At 54.3% G+C, this 22264-nt stretch carries 31 protein-coding genes and 1 tRNA gene; 25 read left to right on the top strand and 7 right to left on the bottom strand.

Translation table 11 applies throughout. The features are described from left to right. The first annotated feature begins 95 nt into the window (after positions 1-95). From NQL71_RS31970 to NQL71_RS31915, 12 genes are all read left to right on the top strand, one after another. The gene (locus NQL71_RS31970; RefSeq protein WP_274644847.1) at positions 96-494 is read left to right on the top strand and encodes a hypothetical protein; all 399 of its coding nucleotides are present in this window, start codon (positions 96-98) and stop codon (positions 492-494) included. Next, positions 487-888 carry a hypothetical protein gene (locus NQL71_RS31965; RefSeq protein ID WP_274644846.1) on the top strand — a complete coding sequence of 134 codons (402 nt, stop codon included), beginning with the start codon at positions 487-489 and terminating at the stop codon, positions 886-888. Before NQL71_RS31970 ends, NQL71_RS31965 begins: the two co-directional genes overlap by 8 nt. After that, positions 885-1385, top strand: coding sequence for a hypothetical protein (locus NQL71_RS31960; RefSeq protein ID WP_274644845.1), 501 nt, complete (start codon positions 885-887; stop codon positions 1383-1385). Before NQL71_RS31965 ends, NQL71_RS31960 begins: the two co-directional genes overlap by 4 nt. A 35-nt stretch (positions 1386-1420) precedes the next feature. Beyond that, positions 1421-1846, top strand: a complete 426-nt coding sequence (locus tag NQL71_RS31955) for a hypothetical protein (protein WP_274644844.1) — start codon at positions 1421-1423, stop codon at positions 1844-1846. A gap of 87 nt (positions 1847-1933) precedes the next feature. Continuing rightward, positions 1934-2524 (top strand): hypothetical protein, encoded by a 591-nt coding sequence (locus tag NQL71_RS31950; protein WP_274644843.1) that lies wholly within the window; start codon positions 1934-1936, stop codon positions 2522-2524. 67 nt (positions 2525-2591) lie between these two features. Continuing rightward, positions 2592-2681 (top strand) — tRNA-Ser (locus NQL71_RS31945). Between the two features lie 146 nt (positions 2682-2827). Further along, positions 2828-3235: an aminoacyl-tRNA hydrolase gene (locus NQL71_RS31940; RefSeq protein WP_274644842.1), complete on the top strand. Its 408-nt coding sequence runs from the start codon at positions 2828-2830 to the stop codon at positions 3233-3235. Between the two features lie 41 nt (positions 3236-3276). After that, the gene (locus NQL71_RS31935; RefSeq protein WP_274644841.1) at positions 3277-3642 is read left to right on the top strand and encodes a hypothetical protein; all 366 of its coding nucleotides are present in this window, start codon (positions 3277-3279) and stop codon (positions 3640-3642) included. Between the two features lie 235 nt (positions 3643-3877). After that, positions 3878-4375: a hypothetical protein gene (locus NQL71_RS31930; protein WP_274644840.1), complete on the top strand. Its 498-nt coding sequence runs from the start codon at positions 3878-3880 to the stop codon at positions 4373-4375. A gap of 305 nt (positions 4376-4680) precedes the next feature. Next, on the top strand, positions 4681-4971 hold the full coding sequence (locus NQL71_RS31925) for a hypothetical protein (protein ID WP_274644839.1): 291 nt from the start codon (positions 4681-4683) through the stop codon (positions 4969-4971). A gap of 40 nt (positions 4972-5011) precedes the next feature. Next, positions 5012-5434, top strand: coding sequence for a hypothetical protein (locus tag NQL71_RS31920; RefSeq protein WP_274644838.1), 423 nt, complete (start codon positions 5012-5014; stop codon positions 5432-5434). A gap of 32 nt (positions 5435-5466) precedes the next feature. Further along, the gene (locus NQL71_RS31915; protein WP_274644837.1) at positions 5467-6171 is read left to right on the top strand and encodes a hypothetical protein; all 705 of its coding nucleotides are present in this window, start codon (positions 5467-5469) and stop codon (positions 6169-6171) included. Positions 6172-6344: 173 nt separating this feature from the next. Here the strand turns inward: NQL71_RS31915 and NQL71_RS31910 are convergent, their stop codons facing one another. Both NQL71_RS31910 and NQL71_RS31905 read right to left on the bottom strand, forming a co-directional pair. After that, complete coding sequence (locus NQL71_RS31910) at positions 6345-7205, bottom strand: hypothetical protein (protein WP_274644836.1); 861 nt, start codon at positions 7203-7205, stop codon at positions 6345-6347. Between the two features lie 58 nt (positions 7206-7263). After that, entirely contained in the window at positions 7264-7575 is a 312-nt protein-coding gene (locus NQL71_RS31905) for a hypothetical protein (protein ID WP_274644835.1), read from the bottom strand. A gap of 205 nt (positions 7576-7780) precedes the next feature. Between NQL71_RS31905 and NQL71_RS31900 the strand changes: the two genes are divergently transcribed. Beyond that, complete coding sequence (locus NQL71_RS31900; RefSeq protein ID WP_274644834.1) at positions 7781-8302, top strand: Arc family DNA-binding protein; 522 nt, start codon at positions 7781-7783, stop codon at positions 8300-8302. Positions 8303-8620: 318 nt separating this feature from the next. Further along, positions 8621-9421, top strand: a complete 801-nt coding sequence (locus NQL71_RS31895) for a hypothetical protein (protein ID WP_274644833.1) — start codon at positions 8621-8623, stop codon at positions 9419-9421. Between the two features lie 26 nt (positions 9422-9447). Here the strand turns inward: NQL71_RS31895 and NQL71_RS31890 are convergent, their stop codons facing one another. Beyond that, the gene (locus NQL71_RS31890; protein WP_274644832.1) at positions 9448-9882 is read right to left on the bottom strand and encodes a hypothetical protein; all 435 of its coding nucleotides are present in this window, start codon (positions 9880-9882) and stop codon (positions 9448-9450) included. Between the two features lie 265 nt (positions 9883-10147). On the opposite strand from NQL71_RS31890, the gene NQL71_RS31885 reads away from it, so the two are divergent. From NQL71_RS31885 to NQL71_RS31865, 5 genes are all read left to right on the top strand, one after another. Continuing rightward, entirely contained in the window at positions 10148-11044 is an 897-nt protein-coding gene (locus NQL71_RS31885; protein ID WP_274644831.1) for a hypothetical protein, read from the top strand. Between the two features lie 185 nt (positions 11045-11229). Then, positions 11230-13266: a hypothetical protein gene (locus tag NQL71_RS31880; protein WP_274644830.1), complete on the top strand. Its 2037-nt coding sequence runs from the start codon at positions 11230-11232 to the stop codon at positions 13264-13266. Between the two features lie 2 nt (positions 13267-13268). Next, the gene (locus NQL71_RS31875) at positions 13269-15407 is read left to right on the top strand and encodes a hypothetical protein (RefSeq protein WP_274644829.1); all 2139 of its coding nucleotides are present in this window, start codon (positions 13269-13271) and stop codon (positions 15405-15407) included. A 233-nt stretch (positions 15408-15640) separates the two neighbouring features. Then, positions 15641-15856: a hypothetical protein gene (locus NQL71_RS31870; RefSeq protein ID WP_274644828.1), complete on the top strand. Its 216-nt coding sequence runs from the start codon at positions 15641-15643 to the stop codon at positions 15854-15856. Beyond that, complete coding sequence (locus NQL71_RS31865) at positions 15853-16494, top strand: hypothetical protein (protein WP_274644827.1); 642 nt, start codon at positions 15853-15855, stop codon at positions 16492-16494. The genes NQL71_RS31870 and NQL71_RS31865 overlap by 4 nt, the downstream gene beginning before the upstream one ends. A 63-nt stretch (positions 16495-16557) precedes the next feature. On the opposite strand, the gene NQL71_RS31860 is transcribed toward NQL71_RS31865, so the two are convergent. After that, positions 16558-17763, bottom strand: a complete 1206-nt coding sequence (locus tag NQL71_RS31860; protein WP_274644826.1) for an AAA family ATPase — start codon at positions 17761-17763, stop codon at positions 16558-16560. A 174-nt stretch (positions 17764-17937) separates the two neighbouring features. Here NQL71_RS31860 and NQL71_RS31855 point away from each other — a divergent pair, with 174 nt between their 5' ends. The 6 genes from NQL71_RS31855 to NQL71_RS31830 all read left to right on the top strand — a co-directional run bounded on the left by NQL71_RS31855 (position 17938) and on the right by NQL71_RS31830 (position 21208). Beyond that, complete coding sequence (locus NQL71_RS31855; RefSeq protein ID WP_274645080.1) at positions 17938-18345, top strand: beta-sandwich lipoprotein; 408 nt, start codon at positions 17938-17940, stop codon at positions 18343-18345. A gap of 151 nt (positions 18346-18496) precedes the next feature. Further along, complete coding sequence (locus tag NQL71_RS31850) at positions 18497-18952, top strand: hypothetical protein (protein ID WP_274644825.1); 456 nt, start codon at positions 18497-18499, stop codon at positions 18950-18952. Between the two features lie 166 nt (positions 18953-19118). Next, entirely contained in the window at positions 19119-19679 is a 561-nt protein-coding gene (locus NQL71_RS31845) for a hypothetical protein (protein WP_274644824.1), read from the top strand. A 229-nt stretch (positions 19680-19908) separates the two neighbouring features. After that, positions 19909-20625: a hypothetical protein gene (locus tag NQL71_RS31840; protein ID WP_274644823.1), complete on the top strand. Its 717-nt coding sequence runs from the start codon at positions 19909-19911 to the stop codon at positions 20623-20625. Beyond that, the gene (locus NQL71_RS31835; protein WP_274644822.1) at positions 20622-20909 is read left to right on the top strand and encodes a hypothetical protein; all 288 of its coding nucleotides are present in this window, start codon (positions 20622-20624) and stop codon (positions 20907-20909) included. Before NQL71_RS31840 ends, NQL71_RS31835 begins: the two co-directional genes overlap by 4 nt. Then, complete coding sequence (locus NQL71_RS31830) at positions 20906-21208, top strand: hypothetical protein (protein ID WP_274644821.1); 303 nt, start codon at positions 20906-20908, stop codon at positions 21206-21208. Before NQL71_RS31835 ends, NQL71_RS31830 begins: the two co-directional genes overlap by 4 nt. On the opposite strand, the gene NQL71_RS31825 is transcribed toward NQL71_RS31830, so the two are convergent. The 3 genes from NQL71_RS31825 to NQL71_RS31815 form a co-directional block, all read right to left on the bottom strand. Beyond that, on the bottom strand, positions 21205-21405 hold the full coding sequence (locus NQL71_RS31825) for a DUF1289 domain-containing protein (protein WP_274644820.1): 201 nt from the start codon (positions 21403-21405) through the stop codon (positions 21205-21207). The genes NQL71_RS31830 and NQL71_RS31825 overlap by 4 nt on opposite strands. Further along, a complete protein-coding gene (locus NQL71_RS31820) occupies positions 21402-21803 on the bottom strand; it encodes a hypothetical protein (protein ID WP_274644819.1) in 402 nt (133 codons plus the stop codon). Before NQL71_RS31820 ends, NQL71_RS31825 begins: the two co-directional genes overlap by 4 nt. A gap of 63 nt (positions 21804-21866) precedes the next feature. Then, on the bottom strand, positions 21867-22100 hold the full coding sequence (locus tag NQL71_RS31815; RefSeq protein WP_274644818.1) for a hypothetical protein: 234 nt from the start codon (positions 22098-22100) through the stop codon (positions 21867-21869). Positions 22101-22264 lie beyond the last annotated feature (164 nt).

Raw genomic sequence — 22264 nt, 5'->3', positions numbered from 1 at the left:
TTCGCATTTATTGCACTCGGTGCAGCGCTCCTCGTAGTGCGGTAGGGCACCTGTAATGGTTATTTACATACTGGCTGAGGCGTCATTCAGACATCATGTCGAGACTTGATATTGTCATTTATGCTGTTCTCGCTGCGATGATCGGGTATGTCGGATACAACTTCGCCGACGAGTATCGCCAGGTGCATTACGGTGATCCGCATTACGATAATCTGGTCGACCAGTGCTACAGCCTGAGGATTGGCCCTCCTGAGTCTGACGGGTATCGGCAACTGCGCCGTACGCTGGCCAATGCGACGCAGAATTATCCAGGCACTCGAGCGCCACTGGCGGCGCTGAGCATGGGCCTGGGGATGCCTGACTACAAAATGAGTCAATACGTGGCATTCTTTGAAAACGGATTGACCAGAGGTCAGCGGGCACAAATCTGCCACATCATCGAATCCAACGTACCTAAGCGTAAAGATCTTGAGGCGGGCAGCAGTCATGAGTAAGCAGTATCTGCACAAAGCTCCGTTTATCAAGTACGTCCTGATCTGGTGCGTAGTGCTTTGCGGTGTGTGGTGGGCCGCCGTAGGCGTTACCCATGGCCTCAGGAACGCCTACATCTACGGCCTGGGCATTTACATTACCCATGAAGGCCAAGACAGCGTGATCATGCGTTGCCTTAACCTCGGCGTCTCCAGCGTGCCTCTGGAGCTTTCCTTCGAAGACAAGGCGTTGCTCATCGTGATGGAGCGTCAGCAGCCGTCGTTGTCGGAAAAAATTCAGGACATTCGTTTTACCGAAATGCTCACCGATCCAGATCGAAGCGGCCTGTGTGATGCCTACGCTGCACGAGCTCGAAGTGATAACCAAACGACAGCTAAAGAGGTCAAGGCACCATGAGCACCTGGCAAGTTTTTATGAATGATGTGCGCGTGGGAACATTGGCGGATGACCGTTACGAAGCCATTTGCGACGACGTCAGAAGCCGCAAGTTGTTGTACATCAAGCAGGCATTTAATTGGCTACTCTGCGCCCTCGAGCTCTGCATTCGGGTAACGGTGACGAGCCTGGCTGTAATGATTTTGGTGACGGGGCACATGGTCGCTTCGAACGGTATGGACGCCAGCTTATGGGCGAGCTACACCGCGAATCCACTCAGTCTGATCGGCACTTGGTACAGTACTTCTTTCACCCTGGGGATCTTGGGTCTTGTCTTAGTGCCGGTGTTTTACTTTGACCGGCGTATGGGATTTCGCAATCTGTTCGAAGACCAGATTGCGCTGTGCATTCGCCAGGAATTGGCCCTGCCTTACCCAGGGTCGGTCGTACTCAAGCGTGAGCCGTTGACCTCCCAAACCCCTACCGAAGCCGCCAAAGAAGAAAAGAATCCGTCATGAGTCAAAATTCCTCCAGCACCCCTGTAACTACTACTGTGGACAGCCTCAAAATTACCAAGGCGTTCTGCGAGTCCATTGCCAATAACCCAGCGGCCTATTCGGAGGTCGAGCGCCAAGCTGCCGACATGGTGGCCGGGCAGCTTCGCCACTGGATCTTTGACAGCAGTAAAGATCCCAACCAGGTTGACGGGCCGGTGTTAACTGCGCAGATGGCCAAGCACCGGCTGGATAGCTTGAAGGTAGCCACCACGCCAAAAATCGAAGAGCTGGTTGAGGATAGGGCGCAGATGGCGCAAGACTTGGCGAATCAAGCCCAGTTGATCAGCGACATTGCTCATCACATCAAAAAGCTTAAATTGCCCGCTGAGCTCACCGCCAGGCTGTTGGCCAGCGCCAGCGTTAATCGGGACGAGCAAGGTCGGCCAATCAACACTGATAGTTCAGTATCTCGCGTCGCCTAGCCACCAGGTGGCGGGCCACAGCCAGGATGGCATCGATGGGCGCGGCGCTGTTACGATGAAGGCACAAGCGCTCCCTGGAGAACCTCTGTGCCTCATCACGAAATCCTCAAGCTGTTGGAAGCCGGTGATTACCGGATCGGTTTCCATGGCAGTGCCCAAAAGATCACAGCATTCACCTCTGCGGGAATGGGTCGCGGTAGTGACCTGAACACCGGACTAGGTCTGTTCACTTCAGAAATCCCCGCAAACGCGGCTGAATACGCTCAAAATGCCGGTGAGTTGGGCGAAGGGGATTATGAGCATGTGTACGTCCTGGCCATCCCCTGCCAAAAACCGTTCAGCGACATAGACCGTGCCGGGTTTTACGGACGCGACGATGGGGTGCAACTCGCAGACAAAGCGTCATTCGTGGCGTTACGTGCGCGTCTGCTTAGCGAGGGCTATGACGTGCTCGACTTTGAGTCGAGTGAAGACGTTATATCGGTATGCTTTGAACCAGAACGGGCGATCATGCTGGCCGAGCTAACTGCTGAGCAGGCCATCGAGCTCCAGGAAGACGGGTTAAGTCTCTTCGACGGTGTGGCCATCATGAAGACAATTATGGAGAAGCACCCCGATCAGCTGGTGGTTCCGGCTGAGAAGAGCAGGGTGGTCGCTATGGATGGGCCATCACCATAAATTTTCAAAATATTATTCGGCATGTATTGACGACTAAGTCTGATGGCCCTATGCTCTCAAACACAAAGCGTAGGTGGCACGAGCGGCCAAAGGCACAGACACTGCTAACGTCTGGGTAGCAATACCATCAGGGGTTCGAATCCCCTCCTATGCACCAAATTCAGGGTTACGGCTTTCACCCAAAGAAAGCCCTTTAAATGAGATGAACTGACATGTTGTAGCTCTTGCGCACGGATTAGACCGCGATTCATCGACCCGCTTGAAAATATCGACCTCAAATCGATATCCCCTAAAGATTTGGCTTTGCACCTGGCGAATAACAGGCCGGCTGCTAACGTCGATCATCTGTACATCTACGCCATCATTCCAATGTCGCTCGAGATGCCTGTCGGTAAGCTCGGGGCGCAGCTTGGACATGCTTTTGGCGACAGCCTCAAAGAAGCCGAACGAATTGATCCGGAGCGTGCCGCACGCTACCGAAACCATGAATATGGCGGATCAAAAGTCGCGATGAAAACCAAAAAGCAAGAAGACCTGCTTAAAGCGTGCGATCTGGCGCGTGAGCGGGGGATTCCTTGTGCCCTGGTGTCTGACAGCCACCACATACTCCCTCCACATTTTGACGGTACTCCAGTGATCACTGCATTGGGGATTGGCCCCTGCACGAAAGCTGAAGCCAAAGAGCTCACCAAAAAATTCCAGTGTTTGTAACCAAACCAACAACCACAAAAAAACCAAAAGAGGATACACCTATGACTACTTTCATCGAATTCACCGCCGCTCGCAAAGCCATGATCGCTCACACCAAGGGGCTGCTGACCAACCCTGAGAACCTGAAACGCGAGGTTGTCAACGAGTACGGTTACCGCCCGAAGAAGCTCACCCTGCGTGACTTTGTGGTTTATGCCGCACTGCGTGGTTCCGACTACCGCAAAGCAAGCCATCCGGCAGGTTATGACAATGCCAAGCGTGAGCTGAAAATTGTATTGGCAAAAATCACCGACTACACCCCTGAGAAACAGCCGGCATGGGTGAAAAAGGATTTGTCTCGCTTCGTACCGGAAGGGATGCCCCTCGATGAGTTGAAAGCTAGCCTGGAACAAGCCTTGGCGAGCTAATCAACTCGAGCGCAATGGCCTGCCACCAGCCGTCGGCAGGTCGTGATTGCTAAAACTATGGATACTAAAGTCAGTTTAATCAGCATGTTATCACTGATTTATAATCTGAAATCGAGAAAAAGGAATACCGAGATGTTGTAGCTCTTGCGCACGGATTAGACCGCGCTCCGACCTAACACTGAACACCGTCATCGATGATATGCAGGCATGTGAGCAAACCTCAGGCCTGTCTGTTATGGCCCATGGCCAGTCAGTCCATGACTATTTCCTTGACCTGAAGTCCCATGTGCAAAGCGGTAGCCGGCTACGCCTGGAATGGAAACTGCCGGAGTGGATCTTGAGCCCTGCATTGTGGTCGAATCTCGCCCCTGAAACGATCCTGGAGGAGTACCAGGTCTTCCATGACTGCGGTAAACCTTACTGTCGAACGACGGATCTGGAGGGGCGTGTGCACTTCCCGGATCACGCGGCCTGGTCTGAGGCAATCTGGAACCAAGTCGGCACCGCCGAGGCAGCCCGCTTGATGGGGATGGACATGGATGTGCATTTGTTAAAAGGAGAAGGGGTAGCCGACTTCGCAGCCAGGCCGGAAGCAGCTTCGCTGCTGATCACCGGGTTCTGTGAAGTGCACGCCAACGCGGCGATGTTTGGCGGTATCGAGTCCACGTCGTTCAAGATGAAGTGGAAGCACCTTGATCGCCGAGGCAAGCAGATCAGTAAGCTGTTGCTGTAGAGGTCGACACCCTCCCGTTGCCGGCGCTTCATCCGGCAGCGGGCTTACACTCACGGCTGGTGGGTGGTGGAAATCCTCACTTCCCAACACCGCGCTCAGCTCGCCAGCCAACCTGGTCTTTATTTACAGATTTTGTCGGGCAATGGCTGTCCATTCGCAACTAAAAATGACATCATTAGACAATTCAAGGGATGATCAGCATACAGTCGGGTCAGTAACAATTGTCATCAATTGCCATAGCCAAGCGCCGGTCGTTTGACAACTCATTGTCGTGACGTAAAACCAACCAGGTATGGGCTTCTGCCATGAAACTGCGAGATTTTATCGGCAAGGTAACGAAACTTGACCTCACGGATGCCAACTGCGTTGTGGTGGTCATTGTCATCGACTTCGTCATTGCAGCGCTGATTGTCTTCTTGGGTGCAGAGACCTTGATTCGTGTCCAGACAGGGCTGCGCTGGACAGGACTTTTCATCCAGCTCGGCGGGCTGGTGTTTGGCGTCAGGGGTTGGAGTCTGCTCAGCCGGTACCGTCAGGCAGTGACGGGAAAAGTCCCATGGTGGGATTTAGACCGGGCCATCGCGTGCCTGCGCTGACTGGACAACTTATCAATCAAGAGGACAATCGATGTATGTCATGAGTGCAAAACAGGCCATGGGGCTCTTTGGCGTAGACGGTAAGCCAAAGGATTCGGCCAGCGAAAACATCCTGGAATCCACGCGTGACAATGCGGCGTTCTACCTTGAGCAGATCAATGCGAAGCCGAGTGAAGAGGCCTGGGGCGGATTCAGTCGCTATGCACAAGATGTGTGCGGGATCGAATTCGGTAAGGGTCAGCTTCAAACAATTTTTGACATGTTCCCAATGGCACGGATCGAGCTGTCGACCAATTCCCTCGATGAGCTGCGCTCTCGGGAATTGCTACTGATGACCATCTCGCAGTTTTTCCTGGGTTGCAGTTGGCCGTCCTACACCTCGGTGGATTATGACGCTTTCATGCAGCTGCTTGGCAACCAGGCCGTCAAACTGGGTTTCACCCTGACCCCTGACACCGTCTGAATCGACCCTACGATCTGCAAGGTATACGTAACGTGAGAATTGAAACAGCTGCCGCCCTGATGTTCCGGGTTCAAGAAGACCCCAGTGCCCTGGCGCTACACCACCACTTTCAAAAGTTCTACATGGCGAACCGTGACACAGTCCCGTCTGACGAACAGTACGAAGCGGCCACGCGCTATGTCTCCAAGCTGACGGCGATCAAGTTTACCCAGGCCAATGTGGTTGCGATTTTGGGTCTGTACCCACAAGCGCGAATTCTCTTGGCCGTCATGGGCCCGGATGAAAGCGCCGTGCACGAAGCCTTGCAGTTCGCCGTGGCGCATTTCCTCCTGAGTTGCCGCTGGCCAGCGGCAGACGAAGGACTGGATGTACACGAGTTCACCAGCTTGCTGCGCCGGCGTGCGGTGGAGATGGGTCTGAACACCCTGCAAGGTATGAACGAATTCACCGAGCCAGCAGCGACGGTGGAGTCTGTAGTGGACGACTCCTTCAATGTGGAGCCGAGACATGAAGTCGAGCCAGGCGACCAGGCCAGGGAGTTTGGTCTGTTTATCCCGCCAAAGCAGCCTTCTCTACTGAGCAGGCTCGTCGGAAAAGTCCGCGAGATGGTGCAGAAGAAGCACTTCAGCAAGCTCGTCAGCAAGGCCAGAGCCAAATTGGCCGAGAAGTCTGCAGCCAAAGTTGCATCCAAAGTCGCCAGCAAGCAGATTACTGATCGCCTCGACCCGTCGGTGTAACACGAGCCCCTCGGCTTAACGGGTTTTCGGTTTTTTGTGGCCAGTCAGTCGAGGGGGAGGTGCACGGCAAAGAAAAAGTCGCAAAATGCGACTTTTCCTTATGGCTATGGTTTTTCGGCCTGCGGACGTGAAAAAGCTGATGGTCAGCCCATCGCCTGGTTCGCTTGCCGAGGCTAGCGGGACAGTTCCGAGCTGTGATCGCGTTCGACTTTTTTGTCCTTGTTGAGCAAGGTTCCAATGCCCGAGGTCGAGGAAGGTACATCAGGACTATCAAAGGCGGCAGCTGATGCTGTGCTTTTCTGATCCAGCTCGATATCGATGTCGGCCATAGCCGCATCCATGACGCGTTCAGCATTTTTAGCAATTAGCTGTTGACGGATTTCCTGATGGCGCTGATCTTGGGCATAAAAATCCGCTTCGGTAGGATTTTCGATGCCTTGCTTTTTGAGCTCTTCCGTGCGGCTTGCTAACACAGTTTCTTGGTAGACATGGGCAGTCCGCCTCTCGACTTCAGTCATTTTTGTGTTGAGGTCGGCTTCTTGCTTTTCCTGGACGAACGCCACGGAGCTGTCGACTTGTTTAGCCAAAATCCAGAGCCCCATGGCAGGTGCGGCAGCGCTCGCTGCCATAACTGACATACCCGCGCCAAAGACATGCGTGTAGGGGGATTCTGACTCGCCTGAGACAAGGGTCTGTTGATACTTAAGCTCATCGGCGTCAACAACCTGCTCTACGGCCTTACCGACCAGGTAGCTGTCTACATTCAGCACCGAATCTTTGATCTTCGTGAAGGTACTTTCCTCTTTAACTGCTTCTTTTTGTTTCTGCGCCCAGGTTTTGCCTAGACCCTCATGCTGGGTCTGATCCCTCAACTCATTGTACTGCTCAGCATGAGCAGGAGCTGCTGCGCCAAGACTAGCGACCACGGTAGCGGCCAGAAGAGCACCTTTGAGAAGGCCGGAAGGGCCGTGGTCAGTGCCCGCGACCGAGACCACGCCCAGCTTGTCTAGGAGTTTAGATTTCCATGTGCTCATGCTTTTACTTCCTGTCTTTCCGACATTGTTGTTATGTGGTTTCAGTTCACTACGGGTGTTAGTTCAGCCAGCGCTCAACCATGATTTCGCGCTCACGCTCAGGGTCGATTACAACCACTGGGAGACGCAGCTCAGCGGCATCTTTGATGGCCTGCCCGACGTTGCTCAGAACCAGGGTTCCGAGGTTTGACGTGAGTTGAAAATCGTTCCCGACCAGTTGAGCGGTCGTTGCGCTGATGGCGATATCGCCACCTTGTTCGAGAGCGTCATAGCTCAGGATCAGGCAGGCCGGCTTCTGTTCATCGGTCATGCCGATGCCGATGCTGTAGCTGTTCAGGGATAGCGCTGTAATGGGTTTCAGGCTGTTCATGGCAGTCTCGAAAGCATGTGTTCTATCACTATACGGGAGGATAGAATAGCGACACAATTGACAGGCCAAATTTGACCGAAAAGGCCAGATTTTCCTGTCATTACTATTGCAATGTTTTTTTTGAGCAATTATGATACCAAAATGAAATCAGGATGCCTGGATCTCATTACTCCAAGGCCTTTTACCCCCTACAACGGAAATCCACATGACTCGCAGCAAAGATGCCAAAGTTTGCCCTTCCCGCACCGCGCCCAAATTTGTGATTCGTGTTCCCCAAGATCTGAACGATGCCATCGCCGAGCTGGGCTTGCGCCACAACCGTAGCGCCAACAGCGAAATGGTACAGGCGATCCAATCCTGGCAGTCGTGCAAGGGCCAACTTGAACTGCTCAAGGCAGTCCTGTCCAGCCGCATGGAACCCGCCCAGGCTGTTTTAGCCCTCAGCGTGCCGCACATGGTACCGCAGCTGCCACAAACCAAGTTCGTGGTACGTTTACTGCCTGGCATGCGTGAAAAGATCAGCGAAGAGAAAGACGAGCGTGTCGCAGCCAGTGCCCGTGACAAATCCGTCAAGCGTTGCGCGATGAACGACATCGTGAACGAAATTTTGCAGTGGTGGATCAACATCAACCAGGATCTCAAAGCGCTGATGGCCGCCTGCAACAAACACAACGGCAGCCCGAAGGACGTCCTTGATGTCAGCATTTTCATGACGCACGCTGCCTGATAGTGCTTCATACATCCCTGGGGCTTGCACGAGCTCCAGGGAAAGCTACACAGGCCTGTCCGACCAGGTCGTAGCTCCTCGCTGAACTTCCGATATCGGTGAGGGCAAAGCCGGGATTTTCTTGGCTTTCAACGCGCCATAGCACCATTCCTTCCCGGTTAACCTCTTGACCAGCGCCAGCCCCCTGCGGGGAAGTGGCGAACATCCCCTTATCATTCCCCAAAATGCTTGGCTGCGCCTGTGCGCGTGTCGGACAATGAATCTTTAGAGCCTGCGGCGTCACTGATTGCCGTCGGGGAATTACAAGGATTCTGAGAAATGCCGCAAGGGTATAGAGTTGTCTCGTTTGATCTCAAAACACTGGAGGCTAAGACCCTGCAGTATCGCAATCCGGTCGACCTCAGCATCGGCTCGGTGCATACCTCTCCAGGTGGGTTTTACTTGGGGAGTGATCTGGGTTTTCTGGATTACTACCGGGGTGGTACCGATGACAAAGATCTGATCCTGACTTTCGATTACGACGAAGTCGACCTTCTGACCGAGGTTCACCCTAACTCAGAGCTGAAGGTGCACAAGGCCACATTGGCTGAACTGCGCTTCGACGATGCGGATTTGCAGCAGAAATTCGGCCACCTGCTAAACCCGGCTGAAACTGAACGCCGTCGCTCAATCTCCCAAGGGGTCTGCGTGAAGAACCTGGAGCCTGGCTACGAGTTCACGCTGATTCGCGCCATGAGTCAGGAGGTGAACCATCTGTTCCCTATGGATTACGCCTACAAGACGGACACTCGCCTCCTGCCGACCATGGTCAAGCGGGTACTGCGGGCCTATGAAGAAGGGGAGCGGTCGCGCACCCAGGCAGAGCACATGCTGCGCATGACCCTCGACCATGCGGTAACCACCGCCATCTATGAGCAGGCGCCGCAGCACGTCACCTGCGCCAGAGTGCCGGCAGCGGAGATCTTCAGGGCCTCCAATGAAGGTGAGTACTTCTTCGACGGGCTCAAGGCCCAGGCCGTTGTGACGCTGTTTGAAGTCGACGAACATGGAAATGTGTCGATACCAGCGCCGGCGCCTACCGTAAGGCATGCTGCAGAAGATGAGTCTCCGGCGCCGTAACGAGCTTGAGCTTAAAGAAGGCCACGTTATCGTGGCTTTTTACATGAGGTCAACTTTCTCCAGAGTGAATGAATAGCTCTCGTGGCCAAAAACCCGAGCCCGTAAATCACCAGTGCGATCCCGGCAAAAAACACAAATAAGACGGCGTTTTGCTGCGAGAGGTAATTTGCGTAGGTTGCCCAAAGGAATGCACCAACGGAAAGAGAGCTCAGCGCAATCACCTGGAACGCAAGCCGAGCTACATTTTCTACCTCGATCTCAATCTTTCTGGTCGTCGCAGCCTTGTGCGCCTTCTGGGTCATTTGCTCTTTGCCGGCCTGGTCTATGAGGCCGAACTGCACAAGCGTATGCACGTCAGCGAGGAGATCTTTAAGGATAGGATCAATCTGATTGGACGGCAGCTGGCTGAGCGCCGCAATGCGCACATCCATTTTCATCGCGTACTCGGGCTGATCATTCATTTGTATTGCCTCAATGTTGAAGGTAGTGCCGGTAGATTGTCGTTTCTTCCTTCTTTTCGGGATCGTCGTCGGTCGAAGTCATGAGGTGGCCCCGATTCAGTAGGAGTTGCCAGCTTGGCTACCTGCAAATCTTATCGTTTCAGCTGACAATACTCAGTAAATATTCCGTGTCACGACACGTTATGTGCTGGCAGTATGCGCGATTGGTACTTGGTCGGCTGGTCTGGGTTGGCTATTCGAGTTTATTTAGCGCAGGGGATTCTCGATGTTGAAATGTCGTTCGAGCGGGACTATTGACGTGGCCAATGGGTACCTCACAGCGGATGGGCTGTTTATCCGGGGTACCAAGATTGCTCTGGAGGATTGGGACGATTTTTCGCTGGTCGTCAAATACTGCAAGCCTTACCTTGAGTCGGCCCTGGCCAAGGCGTTCGACCCTCATATCGGGGAGCTGTACGAGGCATCACCAGGCCGTTTGGCCTTAAAGCCAGGGCGCTCGCCACAGGCCCAATTCGCCGCCGTGGCGGACAGCTTCAAGGGAGACCCGATCACGACCAAAATCCTGATTGGCTGGTGCGTCCTGTTGAACCTGGAGATCCAGGTGGGCGCCACACTGATGGAAGTCGATCCGGAGGATGATTTCGATGAAGATCTTGATGATGGGTATGACGAGGTCATCACGGATCTTGAGTTGGGCTCGATAGCGTCCTACTTCCTGGCTGGGCCAGGTTGGTCTGCCGCGTTCAAAGTTCCCTTACCGCAGCACTGCCGGGGGAGGCTGGTGGACATTCCGGAAGAGATTCGCGACCAGGAAACGGCAGTCTTCAACCGACACCGCTTTGACAAACCATTGGCGGTGGGCGTGCCGGGGATCGGCAGCTGTACCGACGTTAGCGCCTTTAGTATTGCTGCCTTATCCTGGGGAGACGTCCTGGTCACGCGGACGGGTACTTGCGTCGGGGTGTTCATTGACCACTTTGTTGAGTCCAAAACGGATCTTTCGGAGTGGTTGGGGACTGAGGGTTTAACGGATAAGGTGATAAGCATTGATGAGAACGGGGAGAACCTGAGGTTCCGCGTCCACCAGAAGATGGAATATGCCTGCTTCCGGTTGCAGCCGAGCCAGCCTTCCGGTTTCGGTCGCCTGAAGATTAATGGTTAATTGCCATTCGGCTCACCGATCAGACTTTGACAATTAATGGCATTTTAATAATACTGCACGCGATTTTTCGACCGCGCTCGCACCGTGCCGACACATTGGTACGTGAGCGCGAATTCACGTGCAACACAGCCTTTGGCCACGTCTGGCGGGTTTGATGCACGTCAGACAAGCCAGGGTAGATGCGCATGCGTATTCCAGTTTCTTTTGCCGATCATGACCGGTTGTTTGCCTCACAGATCCAGTCTGTGCGTGACAGCCTCCACGAACTGCGGGGAGAGGATGCTTTCTACCCTGATCTGTTCGCCAAAGTGATGGGCTACCAGAACTACGACGAGCTGCTGAGTGCGCGGGTTGAAGACATCCACGTCCACAGCCAATTTCAGGTTACCCGTAGCAGCTTGTTAGAGGCCATGACCTGGAATGCCTTCTCTCAAGGGGTATGCGGCTATCTCCAGGCCACAAAAGTGGTTGGCTCTCTTGAATTGGAGCGCTTCGACTGCGACTTGCTGACTCGTGAGACCCGCGCTGCCAATGCTGTTCTGGGAGTGAAGAACTTTCGTCCGGGAAAAGTCCTATTTGGTGGCGCCACCAATAATCCCTTCGCCAGTCCAAACACTCCGCTTGGGTTGATCTTGGATGAGTTTCCATCCTACAAAGATACTTGGCTTAAGCAAACACCCGAGCTCATAGAGGCTGGGGCGCCGCCGTACAAATCATCGATTCTGCCAAATGGTTTGGCGTTCTGCTGGAAGCGGCTAACATCCATGGTAGGGGCATTACCGGATGATTTGGATGAGCAGCTTGCCAATGTGGCGCTTTATGACAAGTTGCCTGATCCGAAGAGCCGGCGACTAAAGTTCTGGCAGGATGAGATTATTCTCCACAATTTTGAGCCGGCCTGGGTCTACGCCAGGCGGACTTACAAGCTGCCTGAAGGTTTTGAGATCATTTGTAATCAGGAGCGTTGGTACCTGTACAACAAGGTGCTGATGGGGTTCATTCCTCTGTCGTTTAAGGCCGACTCGCAAGCCTTTTACAAGGCGGTTGTCATGATTCTCTGCGGACAGCCGATTGTGTTTGCCGAAAATGAACTAGGGCCAGCAGATGAGCGAGGCTTTCAAGAGGTCTTACTAACAGACCCCATCGAGTCAGGCGATGAACGTTCAGAGCTTCGCATGAGAGGGCGGCAAGTGGCGAACCTGCTGGTGAAGGCTGACGAGCTGTTTTTTGAAAACTGGCAACCTTATCTGCGCAGCCAACAGTGGATTACCCCATCCGGGATCCCAGCCGGGCTTGCGGATGTCTGTGCAAGTAAGACACTTATGCCGAACCGATTGAGCCCACAGGTGCTACCGACTTGGGGCATGGAGTTTGCGGACGCACTTCGCAAGGAGTTTGCCGGCACCGTTCAATCGGCCTCCCAGCGCCTGAGGGAGTCCCTTGGTCGTGGCGACTTGGTTAAGCTAACGGCGGCCCTGTTAACCTTCAGCTGTATCGATCTGGATCGGTATGCGACGTCGAAACGCCAATTCTGGTATCCGTTGGCTGGGGATAGGGAAGCACTGGAGTCTGCCCTGGAACAGTACCAACTGGCGGGCACTTGCATTCAGAAAGCGTTCCCTGAGCTAAGTGGATTGAGCGTGATCACCCTGGGTATCCTGCATTGTGAGTGCGAGTATGCATTCATTAACAAGGATTGCACTGACTTCCCAAACTTCGATCCAACCAATACCGAGCAATTGGTACGCTTCCTGAGCTACGTCATCCTGTTGCTTAGCGCCTCGATGACCCAGCCCGTGCACCAATCTGACCTACGGAACCAACAGGCCATGACCTTTGCAGTGAGTGTCTTGAGCGAGGCTGTGAGCAAGTCAAAAGCTGGCATGACGCTGAGCCAGTTGGAAATGTCCACCTTGGTGTCCATGAACATCCATAGGGTTTATGCAAGCACCTGCGACTTTATGCAGCGGCTGCAATGGCATGATACGTTCGTGGAGCGAGTACGTGAGTGGCATGCTTCGAATGACGCAATGAAGTTGATCCGGCAGAAAGGCGACTATCTCTTTGCGGATGAGAAAGTGCCGTTGCAACGGCCTGTGGCAGTGTCGGAGCTTTTTGATCTGGCGCGAGGGGGACATCTGGCCAACCAGACAGCTGTCATCAATCTGGAAACGTGTGCGGTGACGCTTATGCCCACCGTTCCAGCCGAAGGGCAGGTCTGAGGATGAAGATCCCGTTCTCTTTCAGGGATTTCGATCAGCATTTCTTCCACCTGGTGGATGCGCTCAGCGGCTGCTGGCATCGGCATGGTGTGAGCCCGGTTGTTTACCAGAATGGATTCGCCCAGCTGTTGGGCTACCGCGACCTGCAAGACTTGATGGACAACAGGATGGAGAGTGTTGCCTCTGCCATTGACGCCTCATGGAAGGCGCCAAAAGTGGTGGAGGCGATTGTCTGGAACGCATTTACGTCAGGTCTGATGGGCTACAACGAAGCTGAAGTGGCGGTGAACCTACTGCCGCTGGAACGCCTCGACTGGAAAGCGTGTATAGACGCCCACAAAAAGACTTCCCACTCAGTTTCTGGTTTTTTCGCAGTCTTCGATGAGGTGGGTGCCTACTGGGCCGGAACGCCCTGGCTCGAGCAAACCCCCGAGCTGATCGAGGCCGGCGCACCGCCCTACAGTTTGTGCATCGCCGCAGATGGTAGAGGTTTCCGCTGGTCAAGATTGAGGGATGCGGTTAAAAAGCTTCCGTCGAACTTTGATGAAAAACTCAGTGCGGTGAAGGTGTACAGCGGGCTCGATTCAAAACAGCGCCGGCTGAGATTCTACCGTGATGAGATGATCGAACCGCTGTACGAAATCGCCATCGATACGATCACTCAGCAGATGCTGATGCCGGATGGCTTTATCATCGTTCGCTGCGCGGGGCGTGATTACCTCTGCAACGAGCATCTGAACGGTTACATCCCGATTGCGTTCTATCCGAACTCGGGAATGCTTGAGCAGGCCGTGCTGATGATTCTGAGAGGGGAGGCTGTAGCTTTTGAGTCATCCCGACTTAAGCCGGCAGACGACGAAGGTTTTCAGTACGAAATCTATACCCCCAAGGAATATGGAATTCGATCACTGACCCGTGTGCATCAAGCTCTTCATTTCAATTCAAGCATCGAAAGCCTGCGACAAACTCGACGGGGCAATACGTTCACCCAGGCAAATCAGGTCTACCTGAGACGTCAGAGCTGGCTTGCTCCGGGCGAAATTCCAGAGGGGATGGCCGATAACTGCAAAGCAAGCACGCTCGCTGATCTTTGTGAGTCTCAGGAGGTGCTTCCTGAGGCATACACGGCTTTCCTTGAAGATCTGCAGAAAGAGATCGCATTGACGCACCATCGTGCCTCAGAACGGGTTTTGGAGGCGTATAGAGACGGCGAGCTCCTCCGAATATTGAATGTTGAAGCGCTGTTTTCTGTCGCTGACTTGAATCGGTATGCCCTGAAAAAATTCAGTGCTGCTCACCCGGTGGCAGACATGGATGAGGACGACAAGTGGTATCTGATCGATCAGACGCAAGCGCAGACGCACTATGAGGACGTAGGAAGGCAAATTCTCCAGGCGTTTCCTGGCTTGTCAGACTGTACCGCCATGACGCTCGGCTGGCTCCATTATTCAAGCTATGACGACGATTTCACCGAAGGCTATAAGGTCAAAGCCTTCAGGGCCGACAACGACAGGGTCTGCGCCTACTACCTCTGTTATCTGCTAATGGTAATTGGGGCTTTGACCGAGAGTGTTGACTACTGCTTAACGCATAGGCGTTCCACTGACGGCGATGAATACTGTGCAGTGGCCACACTCATCGAGGCGATTACGAAGTCCAAGCGCAACGTGCCCTTAACCCAGACAGAGACGCTGGCGCTTGAGTCGATGAATCCGTACCTGCAGTTCAAACAGTTGCGGAAATTTCGAAGCACCTTAGAGTTTCATGAAAAAAACGTCCAAAAGGTGCTCGATTGGCAAGAACGCGATGCAAAGCTCTGGGCAATAAGGGCGGCGGGTGAGTACCTGTACGCAACTGACAAAGTGCCCACAGAGCGCCAGCCGTCCTTCGGTGAGGCCATGATCCAAGAGGGTAGAAAATACGGCACCAGGACGGTAACCGTCACACAAAGCTTGACCGACTTTGCAGCCGGCGATGATGGATCGAGCGCAATGGCTGAACTTGGGGCCGCCGTATTGGGGGATATTCGGAACGCGCTGCAGACCGATCAGAACGTTAAAAGCCAGGGGTCGACTCATCGGAGCGGACGGGCGATTTTAACCTGCGTAGATCAGGGTGCTGGCGCCACCAGGACTCCTTGATCATATCAGGGACTTTGGCACAGGCTGCCAAGTCGTCGATGGTTAAGATCTTGGAAAAGCGCTTGTTCTGATGTGACTCACTCGGGTAGCTGATAGCGCTGTATGCGGGCTTAAGCCAGGCTAGCGCCTGAGCCGCGTTTTGGAAAAGCTGGTTGCTGGTGTAGCCGAGACCTTGCCCGATGCGAATGGAGGTGATCATTCGACGTTCGTGTGGGTTGATCGATTGGAGGAGGGTGATCAACGGACTGCTCGGTGCTGCCAGCTGTGGGAGCTTGCCCGTGGCCTGGAAATCCATCATCTGTTTTGGGTGGCGCAGAAGGTGGTTTAGCGTCTTCGAGTCGATCATCTTTTGTCCTCTTCCTTTTGGTCAGTATGCCGCCAGCACCTGGGTAACAGCAAATATGCCTGAAAAAGTTCATCAAAAAACCCGTAAAAAGGAGCATGCATGACCGATTATCCAGTGAGCATTGGCAACGTCACGTACCTCGATGGGCAGCCGCCGCAAGAGGCCATCGAAGCCATGGCCAGATCAATGTCTGCCGGCATAGACGAGAGCGCCTACATCGAGCGCTTTCGCGCCGAGATGAAGTTGTATGGCCGGCCATGCAAAGAGGACGACGTCGAGGTCTGGTACGCCATGACCCTGAACGACCTGCTGAGAAACGGCTCGCTGATGTTTCGCGCACCATGGTACGAATTCCCGCACCGTATGCAGTCCGGTTCCGTTGCCATCGTCCAGGTGCTGAACGGTGAGGGAGTAGGCTGGTGGGCTGAGATCGCGCCCGGTGTGTTGTTGCACACAAAAACAGATGGCCACAAGGGTCTCAACGCGCATGAAATGGCGTGTTTTTTGACGGAATCTGAAACGCCGGCGCCAGCCTTGATGGAGTGGTTGCAGGAAAAACTTGTTCCGGATGCGCCTGAGTATTACCTCGACCTTGGGCATTTTTCCGAAGACATGGTCAAGCTGCTCAGCTGGCGCACCCAAACGGGCAGGCGGATTGTGTCCTTCTCGAACACTGCAGGGACAGCCGAAAATCCCCGCTACTATGCCAATGAGCGTCCAAATTTCGACTTCATGTTTTGAGGTTGCGGCAAAGGCATCGGCAGGGGATGTGTCGATCAGTCTTAATGACCTGATCGACGTCCATCAGGGTTTCGATTTTGGCTGAGAGTCGCTCAGATCGTTTGTTCTCTGCTTTCTCGGCTTGATTTCTTCAACGATGTATTCGACCTTGGCCGCTTCCGAAGGCACTGGAACTTCCCAGCGGAATAGCATTTTGGTGATGTCCTTGTTGCGCAGGGAGGTATCACGGCGCGAGTTGCGCGAGTAGATCACCTCCTCTGGGTGTTCCAGGTACACCAGGCGTACGTCAGCATGGTAGTCGTGCAGCAAATCCAGAGTCTTGGTGCGCATCTGATTGCTCAGATGCGTGGCATTCCACACAAATGGCTTGCCGGCCCGCAAGAGTTCCTTGGCCATGTCGAATGCATGGTGAGCAACCAGCCCCTCGTTCTTGCCGTGGGCCAGGCCCAGTTCATCGCGAGCATCGTCGAAGGAAATGACCGGTAAGCCAGGGGCGTTCTTGTCGACCCAGGTGTTCTTGCCGCTGGCTGGCATGCCGGACATGACAATGACCTGCGAACCCACTTTCTCCCGGAACAGCGCGAACTGCGGTTGCACATTCGCCCCGCTGAAGTAGCGCTGGCGCGTGTAGTCGTCGGCGAAAGGCACAGGAGCATTCAACGCCCCCATGTCCTCAGCAAGCAAACGGAACACTTCGATGTCGTCCAGCACGGCCTGCTTGCCGTGATAGGTGCGACCCTCCATGTCAGCGGTGGCCACCGCGCAGAGCATCCAGACCGGCAGCTCCCACGACAGTTTGGTGATGGTGAACTCCGGGGTGGTTCCACGCTTGTCGCCTGCCAGGGCAAAGAACGGTAGCTGGTGCACGGTGATGATCCGGCAGATGGTTTCACGCATCTGGAACGGCACACCGGCCCGCCACAGCAGAATCCGGGCGTCGATGGCGCCGCGACGGGAATGACCTGGCTGACTAATCTTGCCGGTGACCTCATCGATGACCGTGGTCGCCGGCTTGGCGATGTCGTGCAGCAGCGCGGAATGGAAGAGCACAAAGCGGTCAGCCGGGCCGGCGCTGGCATATGCTTGGCTGTTCACCAGAGCTTCCACCACCATTTTTGTATGCGTCCACACATCGCCCTCGGCATGGAACACCGGATCTTGGGGTGTGGTGGCCAGCAGGGCCAGGTCGGGAATGATTTCCAGGCAGCGTGCAAAATCGACGCGAGAACCAGGCTCCGGAACCAGTCCTGCCAAAAGTGAGTAGTCCATTTTTTCACCTGAGTGTATGAAGGCAAGACAGTTGCCAATTCGCTGAGTATGTCACATTGGCCATCATTTATCCAACATTGGCTCGTAAGATGTGATAAAACATTGCCCGTCAATTGACAGTCGAGTGGTGGTGCACTGGGCACTACGAAAATAATCTGGAGCAACACGATGAAAATGAAAACAGTTATCGCTGCCTGTATCCTGGCGACGCTCGCTGGCTGTGAAGGTGGCGATGCGCAGGTGGCGTCTCGCAACCTGTCGAAAGCAGCTGATATGTTCGAAATCAACCGCCGCATCGTTTTCTACAACGGCATCACCGGTGACTACATGCTTTCGCTTGAGGGTCGGTGTTCGTTCGATGTTTCCGGAAGCAACAAGATCGACGTGACCTGCAAGACCGGCCCTAACGAATACAAAAAACACTCGCTGGGCCTGTCGGACAACGTTACCTACTTCTCGGAACAGTTGGCCTCTGCTGACGTGAGCGTTTACCACTACCGAGTGATCTTCAAGCCGCAAACAATCCTTCCTGACGTTGATTTTGCCGGCAGCACTGACGCACTCAAGAAGCTTGCTCATTAAGGCAGCACCACGTACTCCGATGTTAAATGCCACAGAAGCATTCAGCATAAATTGACGGTAAGCTCATCGAGCCGAAAGGCTACAGGCTGAAAAAATTCAGGGGTGCTGAAGGCGCCCCGTGAACAGAAATCATGCGCAGGGATCGGGAACAATGGAAAGATTTGACTGGGAAGCGTGGTTCGAGTTTGTCGATCCGATCAGCAAAGAGTTGGTAGCTGTGCCTGGACGGAAACTCTCTGCCGACGAAGCCGAGGAGATTCAAGGCCGTATCAGCGAGGCCCTGGCTCGTGATCTGTCGCTGAAATTGCCCTCGGATTTCCAAGTGAGTTGCGATGTGTTTGCTCAATTCATCAGCATCATGCCCGTGGCGGATGGATTGCCGTGCTCTTTCCAGTTCAGCCAGGGTGAGGACGGGGAGTGCGCTTCAATCGCGGTGTACCGAAATGCCGAAAGGATGGAGTTTTTCGTGACCGGAGACTCAGTCGAGCTGGGCTGGGCCATGACCTCGACGGAAGGCAGTTATGGTATGAGAGGAACCGTCTGCTGCACTGATCCGGCTGACCGGGCATCTATGCTCCGGAAATTATTGGCCATGCTTGGTGATTGATAAGAGAAAAGGTATGGCAAATTCAATCTCAGTAAATTGACACTTTCTCGGTGTTTTCGTGATACTGCACCGCGATCTACGGCTTATGCACCATGGGTTGACCATTTTGGCAAGGCCGTAGGATCGCATCAGGCTGGCTATTGCTTAAACCCACACAGGACAGTTCATGAAGTTTCGTGCAAAGCCCGTGGCCTTTCTGGCCCTAGCTGTGGCCATCGCCCTCAGCGCCAAGGCCCTCTACGACTCGAAGCATTTCGATTACACCCCATCGAAATACACAACCATCCAGACTCAGATCGAGCACGAGGGGCTGGAGGCGGACAAGTCACGAACCCTAGGCGCGCTTACCGCGTTGATGCTGCTCGCCGATGGCAAGCTGGACGCCGGCGAACAAGCATTTGTGGACAAACTGAGCCAAGATCCCAAAGCTACGCTGACGCCTTGTGTTAAACCAGGATCTGTCGAAGAGGGTGAATTGGTCGGTATTGATCCGGCTAAGGTGACTCAGGGTTACCAGTCCTTCACGCAGCTGCTTGGCGAATTTACCCGTATGCCGGGTGTTGAATTGGAAATGGAGGACGTGGCCTACCTGGTAGGCGGATTGGTGGCGGCGCCCAACTCAACGCTCAATCCCAAGCTGGCGGTCACTCTCATCAAAGCCGCAAGCGGGCCGATGAGCTGCGCACCTTCGGACACCGGACTCCAGATCGGCCAGGGCCAGAAATAAGAAAGCCCCGCAAAGCGGGGCAATCGAAATACCTAGTCTCTTCACCGTTTCTGGAGCACGGGAGTGGAGGTTCCTAGGGCTGCAACAATGAGTTTAGCACGACGGAGTATTTATGTACTCCATTTGGATAGTGCGCATTATGGTGAGCTTTATGGTGCGTAAGACGCACTACGGTGAGCCTTACACCAGCTGGCTGACGGTCTTTTTGAGCTTTTAGTGAGGTTTCAGGATGAGTGAAGTGAAGCGGTACCGTTTCAACGGCGAAGCTGGAGAGTTCGTGGATGCAGCGCTGTTTGACGCCATGCAACGTGAGCTTGCGGGGCTGCGCGACATGCACACGATAGCCACGGCCAAGCTGGAGAAGATACGAGATCGATCCACTTATCTCGACCCTTCAAGAGACGCCTTCATTCCCAATGCGTTAGACGCCTGGGGCAGGGCGGTACCGCAGTACCTGCACTACAAGAACGGCTTCAACGCTTCTATCGCCTATTGCAATGGCTGGAACGATTCTGGGGGTTATTGGAGCGCGCACGCCGGCGACCTAAAAACAAAGCTGACTGCTGCCGAGCAGGAACTTGCACCCCTAAAGGCCTTCGCCAGCGAAATGGTTGAAGCCGCAGGCCAAGGTGGCAGTTTTGATGGTTGGGAGATTCAGGACATCGCGGTCAAGCACGGCTTGCTGCGCGTCGAGCCTCGCGAAGAAGCATGTGGCGAGGTGTGTGCCTGCAGTGAATGCGGCTTCCCCACCGACTGTTATCGCAAGACCGATCTGGTCAAACCGATTGAACCAGGCATAAGCGAAGTCGTAAAGCGGGCCCTGAGCTTTGAGAATCAGCGCATACAACCGGCGCGATTCAAGTGCCTGGCGTGTGGCGAGTACCATGAAGGCTCCGGCAATCTTCCCTGCCCGAAAATGTCTCCTATGTCGGTAATTCCCTCATGAGCAGCAATGTCAAAATGTCGCGAGAGCTGGCTGAGCGTGTGAAGAAACACCTGGCGGGTTTCCTGGATCACAACCTCTGCGAGTGTGAAGGTCTCCACGATTGTGGGCGTGACGAAGTTGAAGCGGATATGAAAGCGCTGGGCCTTGTTTTGGAGGCCGACATTATCGAACAACAAGCGCCCGCAGTGACTGTCGTTATCCAGCAAAAAAAATTCGCCTTCCACGTGCACGACTACCAGGCGCTCCATCCAGGCACCAATCTTTACCTCAAGCCAGAGCTATGAGCGGCGGCAGCTTCAACTATGCCTACAGTCGTGTTCAGGACTTTAACGAGGCTCTGGCGGAAAAGATCCGGAACAACGATATCCCTGACGAATACGGGGACGTCGCCGGCTATCCGCCTGAAGTGCTGGTGGTATTGAACGACGTGCAGGCTCAAACCGTGCAGATCGCCGCGCTGATGAAAGCGGTGGAGTGGTTGTACTCTGGTGATTACGGCCCGGAGACATTTCTGGAGCGCGTGGCTGAACACCTGGCGCCGAGCACTAATCCGCAGGCGCCGGATGGTATAGCGGTCGACTAGCTGGGTTTACGGATCTGTTCCAAGCGGATCTGGCACACCCGTTTGACCTCGATCCTTTCCTCGCTGGTGTAGAAGTTCCACTCACGCACCTCTTCGACGGTGCGGCCACAGCCTGTGCAGACGTCGCCACCGACGTTGTGCGAGCAGAGGCTTACACATGGGCTCGAATCAGGTTTATTCGGTCGTAGCACGCTCATAGGGCCATCCTGGAGATTTGTCCGTTCAATGCGTCCAGAACATCCTCGCCGGTTAGCTGTTGCTCGAGTATGGCTTTGATCAGGTGCTCATGGGCACCCATCGAGCGAAGCCAGCTGATCAGCAGGTGTTGGGGGAAGGCGGAGGCCATACGAATCGATGCGCGAATCTGGTCTGCCACAAATCGTATTTGACTGCGCGGGTCGAGTCTCGCCAGCGCGGCGTTCAATGCGGCCCTGGCGGTCGTGAAGCATTCGTTACGGTGGACGGAGAGCGTCGCTGGATACTTTCGGGTGCAGGAAAAAAAGCAGGTTTGAACACTGACCCATTTGAAGAATACCAGGCGCCAGTAGCCCTGGTGTAACAGCCAGACAGGCTGATCGCGCTTGAGATCAATCACAGTAAACTCCAAAACTTAAAAGTGACGAAAAATGCACTGTAGTGCCGCCGCAAGCATGCAGGGTTAGACCTGCTCGGGTGGCGCCCGGTCGACGTCAGCTCTGAGCAGTTTGGCGAACAACAGTGCCAAGCCTGGAGAGATGCCGCCATAAGGCATGTTGATGAAAATGGTTTCGTTCTTGGCGATCAAGTCTCGAAAGTCAATTTCACCCAGTCCTTGCTCGAACAATGGGGCGTAGGAAGGTTGTGCCACAGTGGCAACCTGCTGGGATGAACCATCGGGGGCTGGTAGTTCCATAGGGATCCTGAGGAGAGGCTCGAGACTCCGGCCTTGGCCGGCTCCAATCATAGATAGGTCGCAAACATACACCACCAATTGACATAGCGCCAACGCGACCCATAATACGACCCATCAAACGCCGCCCCGTAGGGCGGATTCCTTACGCACTCTGGATGCGCGCC

The organism is Pseudomonas serbica, assembly GCF_028823535.1.
Taxonomy (GTDB): Bacteria; Pseudomonadota; Gammaproteobacteria; order Pseudomonadales; family Pseudomonadaceae; genus Aquipseudomonas; species Aquipseudomonas serbica.
This window is presented reverse-complemented; position numbering and strand designations above follow the sequence as displayed.